The 18,509-nt window shown below is 70.8% G+C and carries 20 protein-coding genes and 1 riboswitch; of the genes, 12 read left to right on the forward strand and 8 right to left on the reverse strand.

Going from position 1 to position 18,509, the window contains the following annotated elements:
• Positions 1-2: 2 nt before the first annotated feature.
• A complete protein-coding gene (gene sigJ / locus ACGFNU_RS32055; protein ID WP_392599670.1) occupies positions 3-887 on the reverse strand; it encodes an RNA polymerase sigma factor SigJ in 885 nt (294 codons plus the stop codon).
• Positions 888-903: 16 nt separating this feature from the next.
• Positions 904-1,776, reverse strand: a complete 873-nt coding sequence (locus ACGFNU_RS32060) for a hypothetical protein (protein WP_392599672.1) — start codon at positions 1,774-1,776, stop codon at positions 904-906.
• 116 nt (positions 1,777-1,892) lie between these two features.
• Here ACGFNU_RS32060 and ACGFNU_RS32065 point away from each other — a divergent pair, with 116 nt between their 5' ends.
• Positions 1,893-2,990, forward strand: a complete 1,098-nt coding sequence (locus ACGFNU_RS32065) for a PLP-dependent cysteine synthase family protein (RefSeq protein ID WP_392599674.1) — start codon at positions 1,893-1,895, stop codon at positions 2,988-2,990.
• Here the strand turns inward: ACGFNU_RS32065 and ACGFNU_RS32070 are convergent.
• Both ACGFNU_RS32070 and ACGFNU_RS32075 read right to left on the reverse strand, forming a co-directional pair.
• Positions 2,987-4,300, reverse strand: coding sequence for a M50 family metallopeptidase (locus tag ACGFNU_RS32070; RefSeq protein WP_392599676.1), 1,314 nt, complete (start codon positions 4,298-4,300; stop codon positions 2,987-2,989). The genes ACGFNU_RS32065 and ACGFNU_RS32070 overlap by 4 nt on opposite strands.
• A 220-nt stretch (positions 4,301-4,520) precedes the next feature.
• Positions 4,521-5,315, reverse strand: coding sequence for a FadR/GntR family transcriptional regulator (locus ACGFNU_RS32075; protein ID WP_392599678.1), 795 nt, complete (start codon positions 5,313-5,315; stop codon positions 4,521-4,523).
• A 128-nt stretch (positions 5,316-5,443) separates the two neighbouring features.
• Here ACGFNU_RS32075 and ACGFNU_RS32080 point away from each other — a divergent pair, with 128 nt between their 5' ends.
• The 8 genes from ACGFNU_RS32080 to ACGFNU_RS32115 all read left to right on the forward strand — a co-directional run bounded on the left by ACGFNU_RS32080 (position 5,444) and on the right by ACGFNU_RS32115 (position 15,103).
• Positions 5,444-6,982: an amino acid permease gene (locus ACGFNU_RS32080; RefSeq protein WP_392599680.1), complete on the forward strand. Its 1,539-nt coding sequence runs from the start codon at positions 5,444-5,446 to the stop codon at positions 6,980-6,982.
• 57 nt (positions 6,983-7,039) lie between these two features.
• Positions 7,040-8,377 carry a glutamine synthetase family protein gene (locus ACGFNU_RS32085; RefSeq protein ID WP_392599756.1) on the forward strand — a complete coding sequence of 446 codons (1,338 nt, stop codon included), beginning with the start codon at positions 7,040-7,042 and terminating at the stop codon, positions 8,375-8,377.
• A gap of 35 nt (positions 8,378-8,412) precedes the next feature.
• Complete coding sequence (locus ACGFNU_RS32090; RefSeq protein WP_392599682.1) at positions 8,413-9,774, forward strand: aldehyde dehydrogenase family protein; 1,362 nt, start codon at positions 8,413-8,415, stop codon at positions 9,772-9,774.
• A gap of 22 nt (positions 9,775-9,796) precedes the next feature.
• Positions 9,797-10,561: a 3-oxoacyl-ACP reductase gene (locus tag ACGFNU_RS32095; RefSeq protein ID WP_392599684.1), complete on the forward strand. Its 765-nt coding sequence runs from the start codon at positions 9,797-9,799 to the stop codon at positions 10,559-10,561.
• Between the two features lie 69 nt (positions 10,562-10,630).
• Positions 10,631-10,727: riboswitch (glycine riboswitch) on the forward strand.
• A gap of 172 nt (positions 10,728-10,899) precedes the next feature.
• Positions 10,900-11,982, forward strand: coding sequence for a glycine cleavage system aminomethyltransferase GcvT (gene gcvT, locus ACGFNU_RS32100; RefSeq protein WP_392599686.1), 1,083 nt, complete (start codon positions 10,900-10,902; stop codon positions 11,980-11,982).
• A gap of 37 nt (positions 11,983-12,019) precedes the next feature.
• Positions 12,020-12,409, forward strand: coding sequence for a glycine cleavage system protein GcvH (gcvH, locus tag ACGFNU_RS32105; protein WP_392599688.1), 390 nt, complete (start codon positions 12,020-12,022; stop codon positions 12,407-12,409).
• Positions 12,410-12,411: 2 nt separating this feature from the next.
• Positions 12,412-13,671, forward strand: coding sequence for a serine hydroxymethyltransferase (gene glyA, locus ACGFNU_RS32110; protein ID WP_392599690.1), 1,260 nt, complete (start codon positions 12,412-12,414; stop codon positions 13,669-13,671).
• Between the two features lie 58 nt (positions 13,672-13,729).
• The gene (locus ACGFNU_RS32115) at positions 13,730-15,103 is read left to right on the forward strand and encodes an L-serine ammonia-lyase (protein ID WP_392599692.1); all 1,374 of its coding nucleotides are present in this window, start codon (positions 13,730-13,732) and stop codon (positions 15,101-15,103) included.
• 56 nt (positions 15,104-15,159) lie between these two features.
• Here the strand turns inward: ACGFNU_RS32115 and ACGFNU_RS32120 are convergent, their stop codons facing one another.
• Positions 15,160-15,759 (reverse strand): TetR/AcrR family transcriptional regulator, encoded by a 600-nt coding sequence (locus tag ACGFNU_RS32120; protein ID WP_392599694.1) that lies wholly within the window; start codon positions 15,757-15,759, stop codon positions 15,160-15,162.
• A 51-nt stretch (positions 15,760-15,810) separates the two neighbouring features.
• On the opposite strand from ACGFNU_RS32120, the gene ACGFNU_RS32125 reads away from it, so the two are divergent.
• Both ACGFNU_RS32125 and ACGFNU_RS32130 read left to right on the forward strand, forming a co-directional pair.
• Positions 15,811-16,287 (forward strand): class I SAM-dependent methyltransferase, encoded by a 477-nt coding sequence (locus ACGFNU_RS32125; RefSeq protein WP_392599695.1) that lies wholly within the window; start codon positions 15,811-15,813, stop codon positions 16,285-16,287.
• Positions 16,287-16,592, forward strand: a complete 306-nt coding sequence (locus ACGFNU_RS32130) for a hypothetical protein (protein ID WP_392599697.1) — start codon at positions 16,287-16,289, stop codon at positions 16,590-16,592. The genes ACGFNU_RS32125 and ACGFNU_RS32130 overlap by 1 nt, the downstream gene beginning before the upstream one ends.
• Positions 16,593-16,596: 4 nt before the next feature.
• On the opposite strand, the gene ACGFNU_RS32135 is transcribed toward ACGFNU_RS32130, so the two are convergent.
• Positions 16,597-16,932, reverse strand: coding sequence for a MerR family transcriptional regulator (locus ACGFNU_RS32135; RefSeq protein ID WP_392599699.1), 336 nt, complete (start codon positions 16,930-16,932; stop codon positions 16,597-16,599).
• A gap of 64 nt (positions 16,933-16,996) precedes the next feature.
• Positions 16,997-17,425 carry an Hsp20/alpha crystallin family protein gene (locus ACGFNU_RS32140; protein WP_392599701.1) on the reverse strand — a complete coding sequence of 143 codons (429 nt, stop codon included), beginning with the start codon at positions 17,423-17,425 and terminating at the stop codon, positions 16,997-16,999.
• A gap of 134 nt (positions 17,426-17,559) precedes the next feature.
• Here ACGFNU_RS32140 and ACGFNU_RS32145 point away from each other — a divergent pair, with 134 nt between their 5' ends.
• On the forward strand, positions 17,560-18,039 hold the full coding sequence (locus ACGFNU_RS32145) for a hypothetical protein (RefSeq protein WP_392599702.1): 480 nt from the start codon (positions 17,560-17,562) through the stop codon (positions 18,037-18,039).
• Here ACGFNU_RS32145 and ACGFNU_RS32150 read toward each other — a convergent pair.
• Positions 18,036-18,488: a winged helix-turn-helix transcriptional regulator gene (locus ACGFNU_RS32150; RefSeq protein WP_392599704.1), complete on the reverse strand. Its 453-nt coding sequence runs from the start codon at positions 18,486-18,488 to the stop codon at positions 18,036-18,038. The genes ACGFNU_RS32145 and ACGFNU_RS32150 overlap by 4 nt on opposite strands.
• Positions 18,489-18,509 lie beyond the last annotated feature (21 nt).

Consider the following 18,509-nt stretch of genomic DNA (forward strand, 5'->3'; position numbering starts at 1 on the left):
GCTCAGCCGGCGACGAACCGCAGGTCCAGGCGGCTGACCCGGTCGGGGTCGGCGAGCACGTCCATCTCGACGATCTTCCCGCCGCTGATGGTGAAGCCCAGCACCGAGAACGGCCGGCCGCCCACCGTGGAGATCACGCCCGCCGCCCCGTTCACCAGCGCGGGCGTGCCCCCCTGCGCGATCCGCGAGAAGGTGATCGCCCCGCGGGCCACCGCCGTGGCGCCGCGGACGACGGCCAGGCGGCCGCCCTTGCCCGCGTCCGACCGCAGCACGACGTCCGGGTCGAGCACGGCGACCAGCGCGTCGAAGTCGCCGTCGCGCGCGGCGGCGAGGAAGGCGTCGACGACCTCGCGCTGGCGGGCCAGGTCGGGATCGGGGGCCGGGACGGTGCCCTGGACGCGGCGGCGGGCACGGCTGGCGAGCTTGCGCGCGGCGGCCGGGCTGCGCTCGACGATGGGCGCGATCTCCTCGAACGGCATCGCGAACATGTCGTGCAGGACGAACGCCAGCCGTTCGGCCGGGGCCAGCGTCTCCAGCACGACCAGCAGCGCGAGGCCCACCGAGTCGGCGAGCATCACCTCCTGCTCGGGATCGGCGCCCTCCTGGCCGCTCACGATCGGATCGGGCAGCCGCTGGTCGAGCGGATCCTCACGCCGCGCCGTCCGCGACCGCAGCATGTCCAGGCACACGCGCCCGACGACCGTGGTGAGCCAGCCGCCGAGGTTGTCGATCCGGCGCGCGTCGGAACGGCTGAGCCGCAGCCACGCCTCCTGCACCGCGTCGTCGGCCTCGCTGAGCGAGCCGAGCATGCGGTAGGCCACGGCCTGAAGGCGGACCCGGTTCTCTTCGAAACGTTCGGCCAGGAAATCGGTGGCGGTGTCGTGCATCGGTCGCAGCCTTTCGTCAGGTCCCGTCATGGGGTTGACGAACCTGATCGGCCGGTTGTGACCGGCCGCCGCGCCCCTCCGAGTCCGCGCCGCGCGCGTCCGCCCCGCCCTTGCGGCGGTGGCGGAGGTCGAGATCGTGCCGGCCCGCGATGAACTCCTGGACCCAGATCTTCCCCTTGATGAGCGGACGCCGGAATCGTTCCTCGTGCCACTGGGCGCGGCGTGCCTTGCGCGAGCCCGGCACGTACAGCCAGCGGGCCCAGGGCGAGCCGGGGCGGGCGAGGCGGATCGCCCCGATGATGAGGATGAACGGGACGAAGAGCCCGAGCAGCCCCGTCCAGATCTTGCCCTTGAGCAGCGTGACCACGGCGAGGACGAGGTTGGCGATCAGCGAGAGGATGTAGATCACGACCAGCACGGTGTGGCTGACCCCGCCCTCCGGATCGGGCTGGATCCCCTCGAAGCCGAGCGGCCTGATGCCGAGCAGGAGCAGCCCCGTCACCGCGATCGCGACGAAGACGGCGTCGACCGAGGCCCGGCCCTTCTCGGTCCAGTAGACGTCGCTGAGATGCAGGATCAGCGCGAACTCGTCCAGCACGAGGGCCGAGCCCATGCCGAAGACGATCGCCGCGGCGACCTTGAAGCCGCTGTAGAAGTCGGGGATGGCGAAGCTCGCGACGCCGCCGACGAGCATCAGGACCACGCCGAAGACCACGTGGTGGATGTGGAGATCGCCGGCCTTGACGTTGCGGAACCACCAGCGCACGTTCGCCCGGATCAGCCGCACGTTCACCCTGGTCACGACGAACATGACGATGAAGGCCGCCAGGAAGGAGAACAGCGGCAGCCTGCCCGTCTCGACGATCCGGTGCGTGAACAAGTCGAACATGAGGCCCCCTGTGGTCCCCCCATCATGCACCGTCACGTGCACCGTGACATGCGGGGATATCGTTGGGAGGCCGCCGATCCGGGATGACGGGCGGACGACGAGGGGAGAGGTCGCACATGAGCCGCATCGTGGACCGCTGCGATCCGAGGGGCCGCGAGTGGATCTCCGAGGCGATCCGCAAGGTCGAGGCCGACTCCAACCGCAGCGCCGACACCCATCTGCACGTGTTCCCGCTGCCGCCCGAATGGGGCATCGACCTCTACCTGAAGGACGAGTCGGTCCACCCCACCGGCTCGCTGAAGCACCGGCTCGCGCGGTCGCTGTTCCTGTACGGGCTGGCGAACGGCTGGATCCGCGAGGGCACCACGATCATCGAGGCGTCCAGCGGCTCCACGGCGGTCAGCGAGGCCTACTTCGCCCGGCTGCTCGGGCTGCCGTTCGTCGCGGTGATGCCGGCGACGACGAGCCCGGAGAAGATCGGCCTGATCGAGTTCTACGGCGGCCGCTGCCACCTGGTGACCGACCCGTCGTCGATCTACGACGAGTCGCGGCGGCTGGCGCGGGAGTGCGACGGGCACTTCATGGACCAGTTCACCTACGCCGAGCGCGCCACCGACTGGCGCGGCAACAACAACATCGCCGAGTCGATCTTCGAGCAGCTGTCGCTGGAACGGTTCCCGCAGCCGTCCTGGATCGTGGTCGGCGCGGGCACCGGGGGCACGTCGGCGACGATCGGCCGGTACGCCCGCTACCGGCGCTTCCAGACCCGGGTCGCCGTGGTCGACCCGGAGGGCTCGGCGTTCTTCGGCGGCTTCGCCGACAACGACCGGTCGCGGACGGCGGCCGGGTCGCGCATCGAGGGCATCGGACGGCCCCGGGTGGAGCCGTCGTTCCTGCCGACCGTGATCGACCGGATGATCCAGGTGCCGGACGCGGCGTCCGTCGCGGCGATGCGCTGGACCCGCGAGGTCACCGGACGCGACGTGGGCGGCTCGACCGGCACCAACATGTGGGGCGTGGCCGGGCTCGTCGCCGGGATGCTGGCGCGCGGCGAGCGCGGCAGCGTGGTCACGCTGATCTGCGACGGCGGCGAGCGGTACGCCCACACCTACGGCTCGGACGCCTGGCTGGCCGAGAAGGGCCTGGACGTCGGGCCGTACCTGGAGGCCCTGCGGGCCTTCCACAAGACCGGCGAGATGCCCGTGGAGCCCTAGCCCGAGAGCCGGATGGGGTTGACCAGGTCGGCGTAGATCAGCAATCCGCCCATGACGATCATGATGGCGGCCATCACGTACGTCAGCGGCAGCGCCTTGGCGACGTCGACATAGCCCGGGTCGGGGCGGCCGAAGAGCCGGGCGAAGAACTTCTTCAGCCCCTCCAGGATCGCGCCTGCCATGTGGCCCCCGTCCAGCGGCAGCAGCGGGACCAGGTTGAACATCCCGATCGCGAGGTTGATCGAGCCGAGCAGCCCGACGAAGATCGCGATCTTGCGCTTGGCCGGCCAGTCGGAGGCGACGACCTCGCCGCCCAGGCGGCTGACCCCGACGACGCCGACCGGGCCGTTCGGGTCGCGCTTGTCGTCGCCGAACGCGGCGTGCCAGACGCCGACCATCTTCTGCGGCATGCGCAGCAGCGCGCCGGCCGTGTGGGCGGTCATCGAGCCGAACTGCTCGGCCACCGCGACCGGCCCCTGCCGCTCGTAGGTGTACTCCTGGAGCGGCGTGATGCCGAGGAACCCGACCGTGACGGTCTTGGCCTCGTCCTTGAGGTCGGGCATCTGGTTCTTGATGATCGGGACCTGCAGGCCGACCTGCCGCCCGCCCCGCTCGACCACCAGCGGCACGGTCTTGCCGGCCGAGTCGCGGATCATGGTCTGCAGCTGCGAGTAGCTCTCGATCCGCTGGCCGCCGAACGAGACGAAGCGGTCACCGGGCTTGATGCCGACCTTGGCCGCCGGGGTCGGCGTGGCGTCCGCCGGACACTGCCCGGTCGCCTGGGCGGCCGGGACGACGCACTCGCTGACCGCGCTGACCACCGGGCGGGCGATCCGGTTCTCCTGGCCGATGCCCATGATCAGGATCGCGAAGAACAGCACGGCGAGCAGCAGGTTCATGGCCGGGCCGCCGAACATGATCGTCAGCTTCTGCCACCACTTCTTGGCGTAGAAGACCCGGTTCTCGTCGCCGGGGCGGACCTCCTCCAGCGCGGCGCCGCGGGCCGACTCGATCAGGCCCTGCCACGGCCCGGTGCTGATCTGGCGCACCTGGCCGGGGGCGTCGCCCTTGCGCGGCGGCAGCATCCCGATCATGCGGATGTAGCCGCCCAGCGGGATCCACTTGACCCCGTACTCGGTCTCGCCCTTGGTCCTGGACCACATCGTCGGCCCGAAACCCACCATGAACTGGGTGGTCCGCACGCCGAACCTCTTGGCGAACGTGAAGTGCCCCAGCTCGTGCAGAGCGATCGACAACATCAGGCACAGGAAGAACCCGAGCACACCTGCCACCCAGAGCAGCCACTCCATGCGTGCCGATCCCTCCGTGATCTCCAGCGACCCGTTCAGCGTACGTCATGAGAAACGCACGCGACCGCGTCCAAGGTTCACCTCCCGGCCCGCGAACGCAGGGCCGTGTGGCCCGCGAGCGTAGAGCATCCGGCCCCTCGGGCGCAGGGCGTCCGGCCCCTGGGTGCAGGGAGTCCGGCCCCTGGGCGGAAGGCCTCCCAGCGGCGCAGGGCCCGCAAACCTAGGCGAGGAAGCCGCGGAGGAGGGCGGCGGTGCCCTCCAGGTGCTCGGCGACGGCCCGGCGGGCGGCCTCGGGGTCGCCGGCCAGGACGGCGTCGACGATCGCGGCGTGCTGGACGGCGGCGTGCTCGATGTTGCGCTGCAGGACCGGGATGGCGTTGAGCAGGTCGGTGACCCGCATCCGCGCGTCCGTGCAGGCGGCCGACAGCAGCTCCGAACCGGTGAGCTCGGCGATCGTGAGGTGGAAGAGGGTGTCCAGCCGCCGGTAGTCCGCCGCGTTCGCCGTGTTGACCGCCGCCAGGGCGGCGCGCAGCCGGGCCGCCTGGGCGGGCTCCAGGCCGGTGGACGCCAGGTGCTGGGCGGCCCCGGTCTCGACCGCCATCCGGTACGTGAGCGCGTCGGTGAGCTGTTCGCCGCGCCCGGCCGCGACGCGGGCGAGGTCGCCCCGGCGGGGCCGGGGCGGCCGGTAGAGCACGAACGTGCCGCCCGCGCGGCCGCGCCGGGACTCGACGTACCCCTCCTGCTGGAGCGCCCGGATCGCCTCGCGCAGCGTCACCCGGCTCACGCCCAGCCGTGGCGCGAGCTCGCGCTCGGGGGGCAGCCGCTCGCCGTGGCCGACCACGCCCAGCTTGATCACCTGGAGCAGCCGCTCGACGGTCTCCTCGAACGCGTTCCCGGCCCGGACGGGACGGAACACGGCGTTGATCCCCCCAGCCGCGAGGCCCGGCCCGGCATCCGGCCCGGCGCCCGGCTCGGCATCCGGCGCGGGCGGGGGCTCCCCGGTGTCGCCCAGCATCGCCGCCCTCCGCCGTCCCCGAACGTCGGAGGCCACGTTACATGTCTGTTTCGCCTGGCCCCGGCCCTTGACGGGAACGTGGCCTTGACCACTAATGGTCTGACATTAGCCCGTTTTAGGAGGCGCTCGTGAGCATCGACGAGCACAAGGCGTCCTCGCCCTCGCCCGATTCCCTCTCCGACGACGAAAAGCGGCTGCACGAGCTGGGCTACGCCCAGGAGCTCAGCCGATCGATGTCCGGCTTCTCCAACTTCGCGGTCTCGTTCACCATCATCTCGGTGCTGAGCGGCTGCCTGACCTCCTACACGATCGGGCTGTCCGGCGGCGGCCCGGTGGTGATCACCTGGGGCTGGCTGTTCGTCGGCGTCATGACGCTGCTCGTGGCGCTCGCCATGGCCGAGGTCTGCTCCAGCTATCCGACGGCGGGCGGCCTCTACTACTGGGCGGCCAAGCTCGCGCCGTCCAACAGCGCGGCCTGGTCGTGGTTCACCGGCTGGTTCAACTTCATCGGCCAGGTCGCGGTCACGGCGGCGATCGTCTACGGCTCGGCGGCGTTCCTGAACCCGCTGCTCGACCTGCAGTTCGGCTACTCGGTGTCCCTCGGCCACACGTTCCTCCTCTTCACGGTGATCCTGGCGGCGCACGCGCTGCTCAACCAGTTCGGCGTGAAGCTGGTGGCGCTGCTCGGCAACGTCAGCGTGTGGTGGCACGTGATCGGCGTCGCGGTCGTCGTCGGGGTGCTGGTGATCAAGCCCGCGAAGCACCAGTCGGCGGGGTTCGTGTTCACCGAGTTCGTCAACGGCACCGGCTGGCAGTACGGCTGGTACGCGGCGCTGATCGGGCTCCTGCTCGCCCAATACACGATGACCGGCTACGACGCGTCCGCCCACATGACCGAGGAGACCCGGGACGCCGCGCGCAGCGGCCCCAAGGGCATCGTCAACTCGGTGCTGGTGTCGGTGATCGCCGGCTGGATCCTGCTGCTCGGCGTGACGTTCGCCATCCAGGACTACGACAAGTCGCTGACCGGCGGCCCCGCGGAGATCTTCGTCGCGGCGGCCGGTGAGACCACCGGCAAGCTGCTCATCCTCATCTCGTTCGTGGCGCAGTTCTTCTGCGGCATGGCCTCGGTCACCGCCAACTCCCGGATGATCTACGCGTTCTCGCGGGACGGCGCGCTGCCGTTCTCGCGGCTCTGGCACGCCATCAACAAGCGCACCCGTACCCCCACCAACGCGATCTGGCTGGCGGCGGGCGGCGCGTGGGTGCTGGCGCTGCCGGCGATCTGGAACAAGACGGCCTACCTGGCCGTCACGTCCGTCGCGGTGATCGGCCTGTACATCGCGTACGTCATCCCGACGTTCCTGCGGCTGCGGCAGGGCGACCGGTTCCAGCGCGGACCCTGGCACCTGGGCAGGTGGGGCAAGCCGATCGGGATCGTCGCGGTGGTCTGGGTGCTGTTCATCTCGGTGCTGTTCATGCTGCCGCCCGCGAACCCGATCACCAAGGACTCCTTCAACTACTCGCCGATCGCGGTACTGGTCGTGCTGGGCGGCGCGGCCCTGTGGTGGCTGGTGTCGGCGCGCCGCTGGTTCACGGGCCCGAAGGTGCAGGGCAGCGCCGCGGAGCTCGCCGCGATCGAGGAAGACCTGAAGTCCGTCGGCTAAGTCAGCTCACCGGAAGGCGGTCCTGTGCCCTCAAACCCCGCGCCACCCTCGCTCAACCTGGAACAACTGTGGGTCGAGGCCGAGGCGGGCCAGATCGACACCGTCATCATCGCGATCACCGACATGCAGGGCCGGCTCCAGGGCAAGCGGCTGTCGGCGCGCTACTTCCTGGAGGAGGTCGCCGGGCACGGTTCGGAGGGGTGCAACTACCTGATGGCCGTGGACGTCGACATGAACACCGTCGACGGCTACGACATGTCGTCCTGGGACCGGGGCTATGGCGACTTCGTCATGAAGCCCGACATGAGCACGCTGCGCCGCGTCCCCTGGCAGGAGGGCGCGGCGCTGGTCTTCGCCGACCTCGTGTGGGAGGACGGCGCCCCGGTGCTCGCCTCGCCCCGGCAGATCCTGCGGCGCCAGCTCGACCGCCTGGCCGAACGGGGATGGGGCGCGTACGTGGGCACCGAGCTGGAGTTCATCGTCTACCAGGACACCTACGAGCAGGCCTGGAACAAGTCGTACAAGGACCTCACCCCGGCCAACCAGTACAACGTCGACTACTCCCTCCTCGGCGGAGCGCGGGTCGAGCCGCTGCTGCGCCGGATCCGCAACGGCATGGCGGGCGCCGGAATGTACGTGGAGTCGGCCAAGGGCGAGTGCAACCTCGGGCAGCACGAGATCGCGTTCCGCTACACCGACGCCCTGGCGACGTGCGACAACCACGTGCTCTACAAGACCGGCGCCAAGGAGATCGCCGCCCAGGAGGGCATGTCGATCACGTTCATGGCCAAGCCGAACGAGCGTGAGGGCAACTCCTGCCACATCCACATCTCGATCAGGGGGACGGACGGGGCGCTGGTGATGGCGGGCGACGGGCCGTTCGGGCTGTCCAAGATCGGCGAGCACTTCATCGCCGGCCAGCAGGCGGCCCTGCGCGACTTCACCCTGCTGTACGCGCCCAACATCAACTCCTACAAGCGGTACCAGCCGGGCTCGTTCGCGCCGACGGCGATCAAGTGGGGGGTCGACAACCGCACCTGCGCGCTGCGGCTCGTCGGCCACGGCCCGTCCCTCCGCATCGAGAACCGCGTCCCCGGCGGCGACGTCAACCCCTACCTCGCGGTCGCGGGACTGATCGCCGCCGGGCTGCACGGCATCGAGAACGAGCTGCCGCTGGAAGAGGCGTACACCGGCAACGCCTACTCCAGCGAGGCCGAGACCGTCGTCGGGACGCTGCGCCACGCGGCCGAGGACTGGAACCGCAGCGCCCTGGCCCAGGAGGCGTTCGGCAAGGAGGTCGTCGACCACTACGCCAACTACGCCCTGGTCGAGCTGGACGCCTACGACCGGGCGATCACCGACTGGGAGCTGCGCCGCGGCTTCGAGCGCCTGTGACAGCGCCCGTGCCCCAAGGACATGACCGAGGAACCATGACCGACTTCGATGTGATCAACCCGGCGACCGGGAAGGTGGTCGAGACCGTCCGGCTGGCCTCCGCCGAGGAGACCGACGCGGCCGTGGAACGCGCCAAACGGGCCTTCGAGGTGTGGCGGTCCGTGGCTCCGGGCGACCGGGCCCGGCTCCTGCGCGCGTTCGCCGCCACCGTGGACGCGCATGTCGAGGAGCTCGCCGCGCTGGAGGTCGCCAACGCGGGCCACCCGATCGGCCAGGCCCGCTGGGAGGCCGGGAACGTCCGCGACGTCCTCACGTACTACGCGGCGGCGCCGGAACGGCAGTTCGGACGCCAGATCCCCGTGGCGGGCGGCCTGGACGTGACGTTCGCCGAGCCGCTCGGCGTCGTCGGCGTCATCGTGCCGTGGAACTTCCCGATGCCGATCCTCGCCTGGGGCATGGCCCCCGCCCTCGCGGCGGGCAACTCCGTGATCGTCAAGCCCGCCGAGCTGACCCCGCTGACCGCCCGGCGGATCGGCGAGCTGGCCCTGGCGGCGGGCCTGCCCGAGGGCGTCCTGCAGATCCTGCCCGGCGCCGGGCCGGTCGCCGGGGCCCGGCTGGTCGAGCACCCGGACGTCCGGAAGATCGTCTTCACCGGCTCCACGCGCGTCGGCAAGCAGATCATGGCGGCGGCCGGTCCGCAGGTGAAGCGGGTGACGCTGGAGCTGGGCGGCAAGAACGCCAACATCGTCTTCGCCGACGCCGACCTGGAGAAGGCCGCGGCCACCGCGCCGTACGCCGTCTTCGACAACGCGGGCCAGGACTGCTGCGCGCGGTCCCGGATCCTGGTCGAACGATCCGCTTACGACCATTTCATGGAGCTTCTCGAACCCGCTGTCCAGAACGTCGTCGTCGGCGATCCGGGCGCCCCGGAGACCGAGGTCGGCCCGCTCATCAGCGCCGCCCACCGCGCCAAGGTCGCCTCGTACGTCCCCGAGGACGCCGTGGCCTTCCGGGGTTCCGCGCCGGACGGCCCCGGCTTCTGGTTCCCGCCGACCGTCCTCGCCACCCCGTCCTACGACACCCTGCCCGCCTGGCGCGAGGAGGTCTTCGGCCCTGTCGTGACCGTCGTCCCGTTCGACGACGAGGACGACGCCGTCCGGATCGCCAACGACACCCCGTACGGCCTCGCGGGCTCGATCTGGACCCGCGATCTCGGCCGCGGCATCCGCATGGCCCGCGGTGTCGAGGCCGGGAACCTCTCGGTCAACTCCCACTCGTCCGTCCGCTACTGGACCCCGTTCGGCGGGTTCAAGCAGTCCGGCCTCGGCCGCGAGCTGGGCCCGGACGCCCTGGACGCCTTCACCGAGACGAAGAACGTCTTCATCGCCACCGAGTAGACACCACCGGCTGAGGAGAGAGATGCAGCGCTTGCAGGACCGGGTCGCCGTCGTGACCGGCGGGGCCAGCGGGATCGGCTTGGCGACCGCCCGGCGCTTCGCCGCGGAGGGCGCCCGGGTGGTCGTCGCCGACCTCGACGAGGCCGCGGGCAAGGCCGCCGCGACCGAGATCGACGGCCTGTTCGTCAAGGTGGACGTCACCTCCGAGCCGGAGGTCGAGGCCCTCTACCGGGCGGCCCACGACGCCTACGGGCGCATCGACGTCGCGTTCAACAACGCCGGCATCTCGCCGCCCGACGACGACTCGATCCTGGCGACCGGCCTGGACGCCTGGAAGCGCGTCCAGGACGTCAACCTCACGAGCGTCTACCTGTGCTGCAAGCACGTGATCCCCTACATGCGCGAGCAGGGCAAGGGCTCGATCATCAACACCGCCTCGTTCGTGGCGGTCATGGGCGCGGCCACCTCGCAGATCTCCTACACCGCCTCCAAGGGCGGCGTGCTGGCCATGTCGCGCGAGCTGGGCGTCCAGTTCGCCCGCGAGGGCATCCGAGTGAACGCCCTCTGCCCGGGCCCGGTCAACACCCCGCTCCTCCAGGAGCTCTTCGCCAAGGACCCCGAACGCGCCGCGCGCCGCCTGGTCCACATCCCCGCCGGCCGCTTCGCCGAGGCCACCGAGATCGCCGCCGCCGTGGCGTTCCTGGCGTCCGACGACGCCTCGTTCGTCACCGCCGCCGAGTTCCTGGTGGACGGCGGCATCTCCGGCGCGTACGTGACCCCCGTATGACCCTCGCCTGACCACCCTCTGACAGGTGGTCCAGGGGGCGAGAGCGCTGCTAGCCTGGGGCGCAGCCGATGATCCCGTGCGGGAGAGTGCCCTGGCAGCCGGCCAGGGACGCCGAAGGAGCAAATCCTCCCCGGAACCTCTCAGGCCCACGGACCGCGCGGACGAGGCGACCTCTGGAAAGCGGGGACCACGCGTCCCCCGCCGAAGGTGCAAGCCCCGCCGCGTCTCCCGCGGGGTGAAGCTCTCAGGCTCCGATGACAGAGGGGGAGGCACCGACGAGCCCGGTGCGCGGGTGAAACGATGGGAATCACGCGCGCCCGCGAACAAGGAGCCGACCCATGTCACCCAAGAAGACGCCGCTCTACGACGTCCACGCGGACCTCGGAGCGAATCTCGTCGACTTCGCCGGTTACCTGATGCCGCTGCGGTACGCGAGCGAGACGGCCGAGCACGCCGCGGTGCGCACCGGCGCCGGGCTCTTCGACCTCTCCCACATGGGCGAGATCTTCCTCAGCGGGCCCCAGGCCGGCGTCGCCCTCGACCACGCGCTCGTCGGCAACCTGTCGCCGATGGCGGTGGGCAAGGCCCGCTACACCATGATCTGCGCGCATGACGGCGGCGTGCTCGACGACCTGATCGTCTACCGGCTGGCCGACGAGACGTGGATGGTCGTGGCCAACGCCGCCAACGTCGCGGTGGTCCGGAACGCCCTGGTCGAGCGGGCGCAGGGCTTCGAGGCGCGGGTGGACGACCGTTCCGACGCCTACGCCCTGATCGCCTTGCAGGGGCCCCGGGCGCAGGAGATCCTCGCCGCGTTCACCGACGCGCCGCTGCCCGAGCTGAAGTACTACGCGATCTTCGCGGCCAAGGTGGCGGGGGCCGACGCGCTGCTCGCCCGGACGGGCTACACCGGCGAGGACGGCTTCGAGCTGTTCGTCGACTCCGGCGACGCCGTGGCGCTCTGGCGGGCGCTGGCCGAGGTCGAGGGGGTCGTCCCCTGCGGGCTCTCGTCCCGTGACACGCTTCGTCTCGAAGCCGGCATGCCGCTGTACGGCAACGAGCTGACCGCCGAGACCTCCCCGTACGAGGCGGGCCTCGACCGCGTCGTGAAGCTGGACAAGCCGGGCGACTTCGTCGGCAAGGCGGCCCTGGCGGCGCAGGCCCAGACCCCTCCGGGCCGCAGGCTCGTAGGCTTGGTCGCGCGCGGCCGGCGCGCCCCCAGGAAGGGCTACGAGGTCGTCGCGTCGGACGGCACGCCGTGCGGAATCGTGACGAGCGGCGCTCCGTCGCCCACACTGGGCAAGCCGATCGCCATGGCGTACGTCGACAGCGGCGTCACGGAGACCGAGCTCGCGGTGGACGTCCGCGGGCGGCGGGAGCCCGTCGACGTGGTGGCCCTGCCGTTCTACAAGCGTTCCTGACACCGGTAAAAACCTGAACCTGGGAGAGAGAACTATCGTGAGCGTTCCGGAGCAGCTCCGTTACAGCGAAGAGCACGAGTGGGTGTCCGGCCTTGAGAGCGAGGACGGCATCGTCACGGTCGGCATCACCCAGCACGCCGCCGACGCCCTCGGCGAGATCGTCTACCTGGAGCTGAGCTCCGGCGAGGGCGACACCGTCGAGGCGGGCGAGACCTGCGGCGAGGTCGAGTCGACCAAGTCGGTCAGCGACCTGTACTCCCCCGTCAACGGCGAGATCACGGCGATCAACGCCGCCGTGATCGAGGAGCCCAAGGTCATCAACGATGACCCGTACGGCGAGGGCTGGATCTTCAAGGTCCGGGTCAGCGACGAGCCGGGCGACCTCCTCGACGCCGAGGCGTACGCCAAGCTGATCGAGGAGAGCTGAGCATGACGACCCTGAACGACTCGCTCGCGGCGGTCGACCCCGAGGTCGCCGAGGCGGTCGCCCAGGAGCTCCACCGGCAGCAGTCGACCCTCGAGATGATCGCCTCGGAGAACTTCGCGCCGGTCTCGGTCCTGGAGGCCCAGGGGTCGGTCCTCACCAACAAGTACGCCGAGGGCTACCCGGGCAGGCGCTACTACGGCGGCTGCGAGTACGTCGACGTCACCGAGCAGCTGGCCATCGACCGGGCCAAGGAGCTGTTCGGCGCCGAGCACGCCAACGTCCAGCCGCACAGCGGGGCGCAGGCCAACACCGCGGTCTACTTCGCGCTGCTCCAGCACGGCGACACGATCCTCGGCCTCGACCTGGCGCACGGCGGGCACCTGACCCACGGCATGAGGCTCAACTACTCGGGCAAGACCCTGAACGTGGTGCCCTACCACGTGCGCGCCGAGGACGGCCTGGTCGACATGGACGAGGTCGCGTCCCTGGCCGCCGAGCACCGACCCAAGATGATCGTCGCGGGCTGGTCGGCCTACCCCCGTCAGTTGGACTTCGCCGCCTTCCGCGAGATCGCCGACTCCGTCGGCGCCCTGCTGATGGTCGACATGGCGCACTTCGCGGGCCTGGTGGCCGCGGGCCTGCACCCGTCGCCCGTCCCGCACGCCGACGTCGTCACGACCACCACGCACAAGACCCTCGGCGGTCCGCGCGGCGGCCTGATCCTCGCCCGCGAGGAGTACGGCAAGAAGATCAACTCCGCGGTCTTCCCGGGCATGCAGGGCGGCCCGCTGGAGCACGTGATCGCCGCCAAGGCCGTGGCCCTCAAGGTCGCCGCCTCGGCGGAGTTCAAGGCCCGCCAGCAGCGCACCGTCGACGGCGCGCGCGTGCTGGCCGAACGCCTGCTCGCCGACGACTCGGCCAAGGCGGGCGTGCAGGTCCTCACCGGCGGCACCGACGTCCACCTCGTCCTCGTCGATCTGGTCGACTCCGAGCTGACCGGCCGCGACGCCGAGGATCGGCTGCACTCGATCGGCATCACCGTCAACCGCAACGCGGTGCCGAACGACCCGCGCCCGCCGATGGTGACGTCCGGCCTGCGGATCGGCACCCCGGCCCTGGCGACCCGGGGCTTCCAGGACGAGGACTTCCGCGAGGTGGCGGACGTCATCGCCCTGGCACTCCAGCCGTCCTTCGACTCCGAGGCGCTGTCGGCCCGCGTGAAGACGCTGGCCGACAAGCACCCCCTCTATCCCAACCTGTAATGCGCGCACTCCCCGCCGGGGCGACCCGGCGGGGAGCGGCTACAACGAGGTAGCAGCCATGGCCATCAGCGTTTTCGATCTCTTCAAAGTCGGGATCGGTCCCTCCTCCTCCCATACCGGCGGGCCGATGGCCGCCGCCCACCGCTTCGCGCGCGGCCTCGACCGCGACGGCGTCCTGGAGAAGACGGCGACCGTCCACGTCACCCTCTACGGCTCGCTGGGCCTCACCGGCAAGGGCCACGGCAGCGACAAGGCCGTCATCCTCGGCCTGGAGGGCGACAAGCCCGATCTGGTCGACGTCGACTCGGTGGACGACCGCCTCGCGACCATCCGCGAGACCAAGAAGCTCACGCTCTTCGGCCACCACGAGATCCCCTTCGCGGTCAACGAGCATCTGATCTTCGAGCGCAAGGAGTCGCTCCCCGGCCACCCCAACGGCATGCGCTTCACCGCGTACTCCGACGACGGCCACGAGCTCCGCAGCAAGGTCTTCTACTCGGTCGGCGGCGGTTTCATCGTGGACGAGAACGCCACCGGCGCCGACCGCATCAAGCCCGACGACACGGTGCTCCCCCACCCGTTCGACACCGCAGCCGAGCTCCTCGACCGCTGCAACGAGACGGGCCTGTCGATCTCCGCCCTCATGATGGAGAACGAGAAGGCCTTCGGCCGCACCGAGCCAGAGATCAAGCAGAAGCTCATCGACCTCTGGCACGTGATGCGGCAGTGCGTGACGCGAGGCTGCACCCGCGAGGGTCTCCTGCCCGGCGGCCTCAAGGTCCGCCGCCGCGCGCCCCAGCTGCACCGCCAGCTCTCCTGCGAAGAGCCCACAGACCCCCTGCACGCCATGGACTGGGTGACCCTCTTCGCCCTGGCAGTGAACGAGGAGAACGCCGCCGGAGGCCGCATCGTCACGGCCCCCACCAACGGCGCCGCCGGAATCATCCCGGCCGTCCTGCACTACTACGCCAAGTTCGTCCCCGGCGCGTCCGACGAGGGAGCCGTCCGCTTCCTCCTCACGGCCGGGGCCATCGGCGTCCTCTTCAAGCAGAACGCCAGCATCTCCGGCGCCGAGGTCGGCTGCCAGGGCGAAGTGGGCAGCGCCTGCTCCATGGCGGCCGCCGGCCTCACCGAGGTCCTGGGCGGCACCCCCGCCCAGGTGGAGAACGCCGCCGAGATCGGCATCGAGCACAACCTGGGCCTGACCTGCGACCCCATCGGCGGCCTGGTCCAGATCCCCTGCATCGAGCGCAACGCGGTCGGCGCCACCAAGGCCATCAGCGCCGCCCGCATCGCCCTCCGGGGCGACGGCCGCCACTTCGTCTCGCTCGACAAGGCCATCAAGACCATGCGCGACACCGGCCGCGACATGCTCGACAAGTACAAGGAGACGTCCCGAGGCGGCCTGGCCGTCAACGTCATCGAGTGCTGACCGTGACAGGGGGCGCGAACGCGCGCTTCTGACCGGCCGTCACTCCGCCGCGCTCGTCAGAGCAGACGTCTCTGGACGACGTCGGCGATGACCGTGGTCACCATTCGGTGGACGGCCCCGGGCTCGGGGGGTGTGCTCTCACGGTCGGCGAAGAGCAGGTGACCGGCGCCGATCAGGGTCAGGCCCAGCGTCTGGACGTCGGCGTCGGCCGCGATGCGGCCCAGCTCGCGTTCGGCGGCCAGATACGAGGCGATCATGGCTGCCGCCTCGGTCAGGAGGGGGACGCCGGCCGGCCTGGTCTTGCGCAGGCGGTCGCGGAGCTCGTCGCGGAAGGTGATGAGGCCGACGATCGCCACGGCGACCGACTCGAACAGGGCCGTCAGCGCGTCGGTGAGGTTGCCGTCGACGGTGCCGGTGCCGGCGGACTGCCGGAGGGCCGTGGCCTGGAGTTCGAGCCGGTCGATGCGGTCGAGCACGAGCTCGGTGAGGAAGGCGTCGAAGTCGGCGAAGTGCCGGTGCAGGACGCCCTTGGCGCAGCCCGCCTCGTCGGTGACGGCCCGGCTGGTCAGCGCGTTCGGGCCGTCCCGGAGCAGGAGGCGCTCGGCGGCGTCGAACAACTGCCGGCGCGCGTCGCGCATGGCCACCCCTGTCGGCATTCCGCCGCCTTTCACTGGACGAGTGGGCACGTGCCCACTTATAGTGGGCGCATGCCCACCCTACCTGAGACCCACCAGTACCGGCAGGTCGCGGAGTCGTTCGGCACGGACGCCGAACGCTACGACCGTGCCCGGCCGCACTATCCCGACGCCATGGTGGAACGGATCGTCGCCGCCACCCCCGGGCCGGACGTCCTCGACGTCGGCTGCGGCACCGGCATCTCGTCCCGGCAGTTCCAGGCCGCCGGCCGCACGGTCCTCGGGGTCGATCCCGACGCCCGGATGGCCGAGCTGGCGCGGCGGACCGGCATCGAGAGCGAGGTGGCGACGTTCGAGGACTGGGAGCCCGCCGGGCGGACGTTCGACGCGGTCATCGCCGGGCAGTCGTGGCACTGGGTGGATCCGGTCGCCGGGGCCGCCAAGGCGGCGGAGGTCCTGCGTCCCGGTGGCCGGCTGGCGGTGTTCTGGAACGCGGGCGACCCTTCGCCGACGTGGCCGGCGCCTTCGCCGCGGTCTATGCCCGGCTGATGCCCGACATGCCGCGCCTGCCGGGGCCCGCTGTGGACGGTTATTCGGCGATGGGCGACAAGGCGGCCGACGGGATGCGCCAGGCAGGTGCCTTCGGCGAGGCCGAGCAGTGGCGGTTCCCCTGGGAGCGCGTCTACACCCGGGACGAGTGGCTGGACCAGCTGCCGACCCAGGGCCTCCACACCAGGCTGCCGCAGGAGAAGTTGCAGGAGATCCTCGCGGGCATCGGCGCCGCCATCGACAAGGTGGGCGGCGCCTTCACGATGCACTACACCGCGGTCGTGGCCACCGCTGCCAGGATCTGACTCGCTAGGGCTCCTTCAGCGTGCGGAGCCGGGCCGCCAGGTCGTCGCGCTCCCGGCGCAGGGCGGCGAGTTCGTGTTCGAGCTCGATGATGCGGCGGATGGCGGGGAGGGTCATGCCCTCGCCCACCAGGGAGACGACCTGCTCGACCTGGCCGATGTCGTGGCGGCTGTAGCGGCGCTGCCCGCCCGCGGACCGTTGCGGCGAGACCACGCGCTGGTCGTCGATGCGGCGCAGGAACGCCTGCTGCACATCGAGCATCTCGGCGACCTGACCGACGGTGAACAGCGGTGCGTGCTCGTCGTCGAGCGGCGACACGCGGTGGCCTGATCGATCGGTCACGGTGCTCCCGGGGAGTCGGCCCGGCCGGTGACGGAACGTCCGTCACCGGCCGGGACACGGTCGTTCAGCTGTGGATCGCCTTGTGGGTGTCGCCGCTGCGCTGCACCTCGATCTTGCGCGGGCGGGCTCGCTCCAGCACGGGGATGCGGACGGCCAGCACGCCGTTGTTGTAGGCGGCCTCGATCGCGTCGGGGTCGAGGTGCTCGGACAGGTAGACGCGGCGGGTGAACGTGCCCATCGTCCGCTCGCGGACGAACAGCCGTTCGGTCTCGCCGTACTCCTCCTCGCGGCGGGCGCTCACGGTCAGCACGCCGCGGTCGACGGTGACCTCGACGGAGTCGGGGTCGATGCCGGGAAGGTCGAAGCGGAGCACCACATCGTCGGCGCGGCGGATGCCGTCCATCGGCATCGAGGGGCCGGCGGCCTGCCGGGCCAGCCGGTCGAACTGACGCTCGAACTCCTGCACGAACGGGTCGATCGACGTCAGCAACATCGTGCATCACCTCCGAAGATCCGGGAGTCGGCCTCCCGATACCTGCCCTCCAAGTCAGAGGAAACCTACAAGCAGATTTATAAGTTTCCTATGGCGCCCTTGTCAAGTCCTGGCGAACGGTTACGTTGGGCGCCATGCGGAGTCGACTTCCAGCGGTCCTGTTCGTCGCGAGCCTCTGCGTCCTGGGCTGTTCGGGCGAGGACGGAGCCGCGGCCACACCGCAGTCCGCCCCCGCGCCCACGACACCGCCGGTCACCCCGGCTCCCGCCACCTCGCGACCGACCGCGTCCGCCTCCACCCCGACCACCTCGGCGCCCGCCTCACCGGATCCCGCGGGCAAGCTGATCCTCACCGAGCGGGACAGCGGACGCGAGGCGACCGTGCGCGAGCCCGGGGTGAGCATCCGGCTGGGACATGGGTGGGGCTGGCAGGAGCCGAGGGTCCTCGGCGGGGCCGTGCGGTTGAACCAGGTCAACTACCTCGTCGACCCCGGCTTCACGGAGTGGGTGGTGGCCCCCGTACGGGCGGGGACGGCGACCGTCCACATCGAGGGCCTGCCGCAGTCGAAGGACAAGAAGCCGATGGACGTCACGTTCACCTTCCACGTGCGTTAGCCGGCCAGCGCGCCACGCCCGGTCGGGGTGCCGCCGTCGCGGGCGGGCTTGCCGCAGTGGGCGCAGACGACGACCGGATCGAGCACCTCGCCGCACGTGTGGATCCAGCGGACGGGCGGGTCGTCGGCGTTGATGTGCCGGTCACCCCATTTCATGAGCATGGAGAGGACGTCGCTCAGCTCACGGCCCGACGGGGTGAGGTGGTACTCGTACCGGGCCGGATGCTCGTGGTAGAGCTCGCGGTGGACGATGCCCGCGTCCTCCAGCTTGCGCAGCCGCGCGGTGAGGATGTCACGGGACGCCCCGGTGTTGCGCGCGATCCCGTCGAAGCGGCGCACGCCGTAGAGCAGCTCGCGGATCACCAGGAGCGTCCACCGCTCCCCCACGATCTGCAGGGCATCGGCGACCGAGCACTCGCGCGGCCGCGTGTCCTTCTTCGAAGCGGGCATGGCGTCCAGCCTAGGCGGGGT

Origin of the sequence: Spirillospora sp. NPDC048911, assembly GCF_043198015.1 — a bacterium.
Lineage (GTDB): Bacteria > Actinomycetota > Actinomycetes > Streptosporangiales > Streptosporangiaceae > Spirillospora.